This window comes from Chitinophaga vietnamensis (assembly GCF_902167635.1).
Lineage (GTDB): Bacteria > Bacteroidota > Bacteroidia > Chitinophagales > Chitinophagaceae > Chitinophaga > Chitinophaga vietnamensis.
Genome location: NZ_CABHMS010000012.1, coordinates 151,929 through 159,590, shown reverse-complemented (window position 1 = coordinate 159,590; position 7,662 = coordinate 151,929). Strand labels below are relative to the sequence as shown.

The window sequence follows — 7,662 nt, the reverse complement described above, 5'->3', positions numbered from 1 at the left end:
CTTCAAGGGCTTCTCCGCTTTAATCCACGATTAATTCATATTTTTATTCTATATTGAGCACGGAAAGACTGATACAGGTATATGTTCCACGCTGCCGAGATAAAGGAGTTACAGCGCCGCATCGCCTTGTATGATGATGAAGCAGCCTATAAAGAGTTGTTCCTGGTATTCTACAAGCCGCTGCAGCAGTTTGCCAATTCTTTTGTGAGATCAAATGAAATGGCAGAGGAGATAGTGTCCGATACTTTCATCATGGTGTGGGAACGCCGTCATCAGTTGGAAACCATCTCCAATCTTCCTGTTTATCTGTACGTCAGTACAAAAAATACCGCACTTAAATATTTATTGAAACAACAGAAACAGGTAGCCATCACCATTGATGAGCTGTCTGTAGAGCTGGAAAGCCCGTATCACAATCCGGAAGAGCTGATGGTAACAGCCGAAATGCTGCACCGGATTCAACAGGCGATAAATGGCCTGCCTCCAAAATGTAAAATGATATTCAAGCTCATCAAGGAAGATGGACTGAAGTATAAGGAGATTGCCGAGATATTGAATATTTCTGTGAAGACCATCGACAACCAGCTGGCCATTGCATTGGCCCGCATTGCGCGGACGATCAACGTCAATCTCAAGAAAACCACCCGCTGGTAGCGGGTTTCCGGGCAACAAATTTTTTTTATTTCCTTTTAGTAGATGTTGTAAAAAAATGGCTCCTTGTAGAAGAGAGCATATTGTTTCACTGTTATGTCTACTAAACGCACCTGGGAATTAATTGGGCGAAAACTCGCCGGCGAGGCCTCCGCAGAAGAACTGCGGGAGCTGGATCAGCTATTGCGCGCGCATCCTGAACTGCATTTACCGGTAGATACTATGTCGGATATCTGGAAACAATCTGCGGATGCAGACCGGGCCGCGGGCGAAGATGCCCATCGCCGGCATATCCACCGGATGCAACAGATGGGGATAGATATAGGGAGAATGGAAGACCAGGAAGATGCCACCTATCTGCTGGAAGGCAGCAGGCGCAGGCACTATCGCCGTTACCTGGTAGCTGCCGGTATCAGCGGCGCTATGCTGCTGGCCGGATGGTGGGCCTGGAAGCCCGGCGGCAAACACCGTCCCGCGGCGTTGTCCGAAGTAAGCACCCGCAATGGCTCCCGTACCAGTATCCAGCTGCCGGATGGCTCACGGGTATGGCTAAACGCTGGTAGCAAACTCACGTACGACAAAGACTTCGGCAGCAGCTCCCGCGAAGTGTCGCTCAGCGGCGAAGCCTTTTTCGATGTCGCCAAAAATGCAGAACTGCCATTCATCATACATACCGCCGCTATGGATGTGCGCGTACTGGGCACCCGCTTCAACATCCGTTCCTACCCGGGCGATAAAAATACCGAAGCCGCATTGATACAAGGCAGTATCGAGGCCTCGCCGAAAGACAGGCCCGCAGAAAAGATCATCCTGAAACCCAATGAAAAGATACTGGTACTGAATGCCATCCCTTCAGGAGGCAGCGCCGCCAGCCGCCAGCACAGCGACCCGGTAGTGGCCGTACAGCGCCTGACCTATTACGAATCAGCTGATAGCACCGTAGCTATAGAAACATCCTGGATGGATAATAAACTGGTATTCCGCGATGAATCTTTCGCCTCACTGGCCAAACGCATGGAACGCTGGTATGGCGTAACTATCCGCTTCAGCGAACCGCAGGAAGAGCAATTGCGCTTCACCGGCGTATTCCAGGGAGAGACCGTCCAACAAGCACTGAACGCATTAAAACTGATAGCCGCATTTAATTACACCATAAAAGACAACGAGATCACCATCAACCAGTAAATATAAATTCCGTTATGAACAAAAGCATGTATAACAGTTCGTGAAAATGCAGCATAAAAAACGGGAAATGCGCCAACATTTCCCGCTGAAGCATTCACAGAAGCCTTGTCCGTATTGAGACACAGCAGGGACTTCTATTTTTCACCTCAAGATTTAAAAGTATGAAAAAATCGCTAACATTTAGGGAGCGAACACCCCATGCCCTTAAAAAAGCTCTTTTGATTATGAGATTAGCCGCGATATTGCTGCTGGCTGGCGTACTACAGGTAACAGCCGGGGCGAAAGGGCAAGGTATCACCCTCAAGCTCAAAGAGGTGGAGATTGCCAAAGTATTGAGTACAATTGAAAAGCAGGGAAGCTACCGCTTTCTCTATAACAACGCGCTCAAAGATATCCGCCGCAAAGTGGACGTAGATGCGCAGAACACCGCATTGCCCGAGCTGATGGGCAGTCTCTTCGAAGGCACCAACCTCCGCTACCGCCTCATGGAAAACAACCTCGTAGTGATCATGGCCAATACCAATGAACTACAGGATATCAGGATCACTGGTAAAGTGACCACGGGCGCAGGCGGCCAGCCGCTGCCCGGCGTTACCATCAGCGTGAAGGGCACCTCCCGCGGCACCGTTACCAATGCCGACGGTACCTATACTTTAACAGTGCCCGAAAACGCCACCCTGGTTGTTTCCTTCATCGGCTTCACCACACAGGAAGTGCCGGTAAACAGCCGGCCTGTTATCAATATCACCATGACCGAAGCCGTGACTACCGTAGAACAGGTAGTGGTAGTAGGTTACGGCGTTCAACGCAAGGTAGATGTTACCGGCGCCATCACACAGGTGAAAGGAGAAGAGATCTCCAAACAGCCCGCCACCAACGCCATGAGCGGCCTGCAAGGAAAAGTAGCCGGCGTACAGATCACCAACAGCGGCAAGCCCGGCGCCGCACCCACCATCAAGATCAGGGGCACCGGTACCATCTATGGGAACACCAACCCGCTGTATGTAGTAGACGGTGTGTGGTATGATGATATCACCTTCCTCAATCCTGCCGATATCGAAAATGTGAGCGTGCTCAAAGATGCTTCCAGCGAAGCCATCTACGGGGTGCGCGCCGCCAACGGCGTGGTGCTGATCACCACCCGCAAAGGCAAGGCCGGCAAGGCTTCTGTTAACTACAACGGTTATGTTGGCTACCAGAAAGTAACCAACGAAGTGAAGATGGCCAACGCCAATGAATACGCCACCCTCGTGAATGAGCTGGCCGCCGCTAACGGCACCGCACCGGTATTTGCCGATCCTTCACAATTTGGCAAAGGCACCGACTGGTACCACCAGATACTCCGCAATGCCATGATCACCAATCACCAGATATCTGTAAATGGCGGCACGGAAAAATCTACCTATAACTTTTCCATCGGGTATCTTTACCAGCAGGGCCTCGTGAAGAACAACGATTTTAGCCGCTATACTGCCCGCCTGCAAAACGATTTCCAGGTATTTGAACCACTGCGTATAGGCTATACCGTTACTGCCGCCGCACAGAACTCGCATGACGCGCCGGAGAATATCTTTACACAGCTCTATGGCGCTGCGCCGGTAGTGCCCGTGCGCTATGCCGATGGATCTTATGGCGATCCCAATCTCTACAACATCGGCGATGGCAACAACTATAACCCGCAGGTAACGCTCGATGTTTATAATCAAATTACCAAACGTTATGTGGTAACCGGTAACGTTTATGCCGACCTGCGTTTTGCCAAGCACTTCACCTTCCATACCAGCGCTGGTGGCGAATTTGGCGATAGTACCATCCGCAACTATACACCGGTATACAAGGCCACCTTCAAGCAACAGAATGCCATCAGTAAACTGATGCGCACCAGCGTGGAACGCCGTAACTGGATCGTGGAAAACACCCTGACCTACGACAATAAATTTAAAGATCATTCCCTGAAAGTGATGCTGGGACAGGGCGCGCAACAATACAGGCTCTATAAACTCATTGCCTCTGCCAACAATGTTCCCAACAGCAGTGAAGGAGACCTCTACCTGCGATTGGGAAACACAGATGGCCGTGAAATCAAAGATGAAGGCGACCTGTACACCGTAGCCTCCTATTTCGGCAGGGTCAATTATGCTTATAAAGATAGATACCTGCTCACCGCCTCCATGCGTATAGACGGTTCTTCCAAATTCGCCGTAGATAACCGCTGGGGCTATCTTCCCGCCGTGGGCGTGGGCTGGGTGATCAGCGATGAACCTTTCCTCAAAGAAAGTAAATGGCTCAATAGCTTGAAACTGCGCGCCAGCTGGGGGCAGATCGGCAACTCTTCCGTGCCGTCCAATATCCCCATCCTGCGCGTAGCCCAGGATCCTTACCTGACGGCCATCTTCGGAGGTATCGTGAATACCGGCGCCAGCGTCAACTCCATCGTGCCGCCTACTTTATATTGGGAAAAAGGAGAGGGTACTGATATTGGACTGGAAGCCAGCCTGCTTAATAACCGCCTCTATGCAGAACTGGGAGTATATAACAGGCTGACCAAAGAAGCCATCTTTGACATCCAGATTCCTGCAACTGTAGGTACGCAGTCCAGCACCATTATCGCCAACCAGGCGAGCATCCGCAACCGCGGCGCGGAAGTGACCATCAACTGGAAAGATAATATCAGCAAGGATTTCAGCTACGCTATCGGCGGTAACCTCGGTTATAATGAAAACAAGGTAATATCAGTAGTAACTGGTGGCAACCCGATCTATGGCGGCGGCGGCGCCTCCACCGGCGGCGCGCTCGCTACCCGCACCGTGGTAGGACGCCCTATCGGCGAGTATTTCGGCTATCAGGTAGATGGTATCTTCCAGACAGATGCGGAAGCAGCCGCTTCTGCACAGAAGACAGCAAAAGCAGGTGATTTTAAATATAGAGATGTTAGTGGTCCTAACGGAAAACCCGATGGCGTTATCGACTTCAACGACCGCGTGCCGCTGGGTAACCCGAACCCGAAGTTCACCTACGGCATCAACACCAGCTGGAACTACAAGCAATTTGACCTGGCGCTCGATTTTCAGGGCGTTGCCGGCGTACAGGTATACAATGCCAATCCCGCGCTGCGCTTCGGTAACGAGAACTTCACGCAGGACTTCTACAACCACCGCTGGCATGGCGCCGGTACCTCCAATACCTATCCTTCTGCGAAGATCGGCGGCGGCGATAACTATCTGCCCAACTCTTTCTTCGTAGAAAACGGCAGCTATTTCAGGATAAGGAACATGCAGCTGGGATACACCTTGCCCGGCGATCTCTCCAAGCGCTGGAAGATGCAACGTTTACGCATATACGTAAATGCGCAGAATGCTTTCAACTTCTTCAGGTATAAAGGATTTTCGCCTGAAATCGGCGGCGGGCCCAGAGATGCCGGCATCGATAACAACGTATACCCGCTGTTCGCCACTTACAATTTCGGCGTGAATGTAACCTTCTAACCTAAATTATCTGAATCATGAAACGTTATCATCAATATAAATATCGTATAGCCGCTTACGTGATGCCTGTCATCATGATGATGGGTACCGCTTGTGGCAAGAAGTTCCTCGATGTGCCGCCACAAGGGCAGCAACCGGGCGCACAGTTCTGGAAATCACAAGGAGACGCCACCAAGGCCGTGAATGCCATGTATGCCAATCTGCACGAATGGAAACAGGTGGCCTTTGCTGCCATTGCCATTGAGAGCCTGGGCTCAGATGATACAGAAAAAGGTTCCAGTCCCTCCGACGCTACTTTCTTCAACAAGTACGACGACTTTTCCGTGGGCGCTACCGAAGGGCAGCTGCTCGATTTCTGGAAAGGACAATACCAGGAGATCAACTTCTGTAACCAGGTGCTGGACAATGTTCCTGGTATCACGATGGATGAAAGCCTGAAAGCGAGATACCTCGCCGAAGCGAAGTTTATCCGCGCCTATGCCTACTTCCGGCTGGTAAGAGCTTATGGCGATGTGCCACTGCGTCTCACTGTGCCCAAAGGAGCGGAAGAATACAACATACCGCGCACACCGAAAGACCAGGTATGGGCTGCCATCGAAAAAGACCTCAGCGATGCCGCCGCCGTGCTGCCGCAAAGCTATGGTCCTGCTGATGCCGGCCGCGCCACCAAAGGCGCCGCGCTCGCCCTGCACGCCAAAGTAGCCATGTACCTGAAAAAATGGAACGATGTGCTTAACTACAGCAACCAGGTGATGGGCCTGGGTTATGTGCTCTTCCCCAACTACGAACAGCTGTTCCGCATTCCTAATGAGAACAATTCAGAATCTGTATTTGAGATACAATGCCAGCTGATACCCGGTAACCCGGACGCTTCCAACTCGCAATACTCCCAGGTACAAGGCGTGAGAGGCGTTGTAGGCGGCGGCTGGGGCTTCAACGTGCCCACGCCTGACCTGGTGAAAGAGTTTGAGCCCGGCGACCCCAGGTTGAACGGCACCATCCTCTTCCGCGGCACCACTACGCCTGAAGGCGATGCTATCCCACCCAGCGGCGATAACCCGATGTACAACATGAAATCGTATGTGCCTTTCCGTTTGTTTGTGACCGGCTACAACGAAGGCTGCGATCAGAACATACGGGTGATGCGCTACGCAGAAGTGCTGCTCATGAATGCCGAAGCAGCCAATGAACTGGGCAATGCTTCCCAGGCGCTGCAATCGCTCAATGCCGTGAGAAGGCGTGCCCGCGGCGGCAATGGCGCCATCCTTCCGGATGTGACCACTACCGACAAAAACGCGCTGCGCAATGCTATCTGGCATGAAAGGAGAGTAGAGCTGGCCATGGAATTTGATCGCTACTTCGATGTGATCCGCCAGGGACGCGCCGCACAGGTATTCGGTCCTAAAGGCTTCACCGCTGGTAAAAATGAAGTATGGCCGGTGCCACAGAACGAGATCGATGTAAGCGCTGGCAAACTGACACAGAACCCCGGCTATTAATCTCAAAAAAAGATCATCATGAAAAAAGCTCCTTTATATATGCTTCTGGCATCGGCCATATCACTTGCCGGATGCTACAAAAAATTTGATCCGGCCTCTTATGCGCCACCACTGCGCATTGGCGGCTATACCTCCGCCAGCGAGATCGCCCCGGGCAACCTGGTGGCCTATTGGTCGTTCGATGGTTCTTCTATCGACAGCGTCTCCAAAACTACCGGCGACAACAAAGGCGTCACCTTTACCGATGGCATCAAAGGCAAATGCCTGCAGGGCGCCAGCAAATCGTATATGCTGTTCAATCCCGGCGCATCCATCCTCAACCTGCAAAAATTCACCGTTACCATGTGGGTGAAATCACCGCAGAATACCGATGGCATCGTAGGATTGATAGGTCTCAGCAATACGCAGTCTTTCTGGGGCAACCTCGATGTGTTCTTTGAAAACGGCAGCACCGAAACCACCGGCAAGCTGAAAGTGCATGTATCCGGCGCCAACCAGGAAGCATGGCTCGGCAACTATGATCTGCAGAACCCCTGGAACAGCTGGACGCACATCGCGCTATCTTATAATGGTGCAGACACTTTTCGTATATACGTGAACGGCGCCCGTATCGACAGCAAAGCGGTAACGGGTTATGGCCCTGCCAAATTCGTGAACCCGGGCAAGATGGTATTTGGCACCATGCAGTTCCAGACAACGCCCAGTCTTACCTCGGCTACTTCTGCGCAGCCCTGGGCCAGCTATCTCACAGGTAACCTGGACGAAGTTCGTATATACAATACCGTTATTAATGACGATGATATCAGCTCGCTCTCTAAACTGGAAGCGAGAGGCAAATAAAC

General features: G+C 51.8%; 5 protein-coding genes. All 5 read left to right on the top strand.

The features are described 5' to 3' along the window. Positions 1-81: 81 nt before the first annotated feature. The 5 genes from FPG75_RS25790 to FPG75_RS25770 all read left to right on the top strand — a co-directional run bounded on the left by FPG75_RS25790 (position 82) and on the right by FPG75_RS25770 (position 7,660). Complete coding sequence (locus FPG75_RS25790; protein WP_143310928.1) at positions 82-654, top strand: RNA polymerase sigma factor; 573 nt, start codon at positions 82-84, stop codon at positions 652-654. 93 nt (positions 655-747) lie between these two features. Continuing rightward, entirely contained in the window at positions 748-1,836 is a 1,089-nt protein-coding gene (locus FPG75_RS25785) for a FecR family protein (protein WP_143310927.1), read from the top strand. 224 nt (positions 1,837-2,060) lie between these two features. Further along, the gene (locus FPG75_RS25780) at positions 2,061-5,321 is read left to right on the top strand and encodes a TonB-dependent receptor (protein ID WP_201748017.1); all 3,261 of its coding nucleotides are present in this window, start codon (positions 2,061-2,063) and stop codon (positions 5,319-5,321) included. A 17-nt stretch (positions 5,322-5,338) separates the two neighbouring features. After that, positions 5,339-6,820, top strand: coding sequence for a RagB/SusD family nutrient uptake outer membrane protein (locus FPG75_RS25775; RefSeq protein WP_201748016.1), 1,482 nt, complete (start codon positions 5,339-5,341; stop codon positions 6,818-6,820). Positions 6,821-6,838: 18 nt separating this feature from the next. Next, entirely contained in the window at positions 6,839-7,660 is an 822-nt protein-coding gene (locus tag FPG75_RS25770; RefSeq protein ID WP_143310926.1) for a LamG domain-containing protein, read from the top strand. Positions 7,661-7,662 lie beyond the last annotated feature (2 nt).

Coding starts and splice junctions, on each gene's coding strand:
- FPG75_RS25780 (WP_201748017.1), top strand. CDS start 2,061: ATGAGATTAGCCGCGATATTGCTGCTGGCTGGCGTACTACAGGTAACA.
- FPG75_RS25770 (WP_143310926.1), top strand. CDS start 6,839: ATGAAAAAAGCTCCTTTATATATGCTTCTGGCATCGGCCATATCACTT.
- FPG75_RS25790 (WP_143310928.1), top strand. CDS start 82: ATGTTCCACGCTGCCGAGATAAAGGAGTTACAGCGCCGCATCGCCTTG.
- FPG75_RS25785 (WP_143310927.1), top strand. CDS start 748: ATGTCTACTAAACGCACCTGGGAATTAATTGGGCGAAAACTCGCCGGC.
- FPG75_RS25775 (WP_201748016.1), top strand. CDS start 5,339: ATGAAACGTTATCATCAATATAAATATCGTATAGCCGCTTACGTGATG.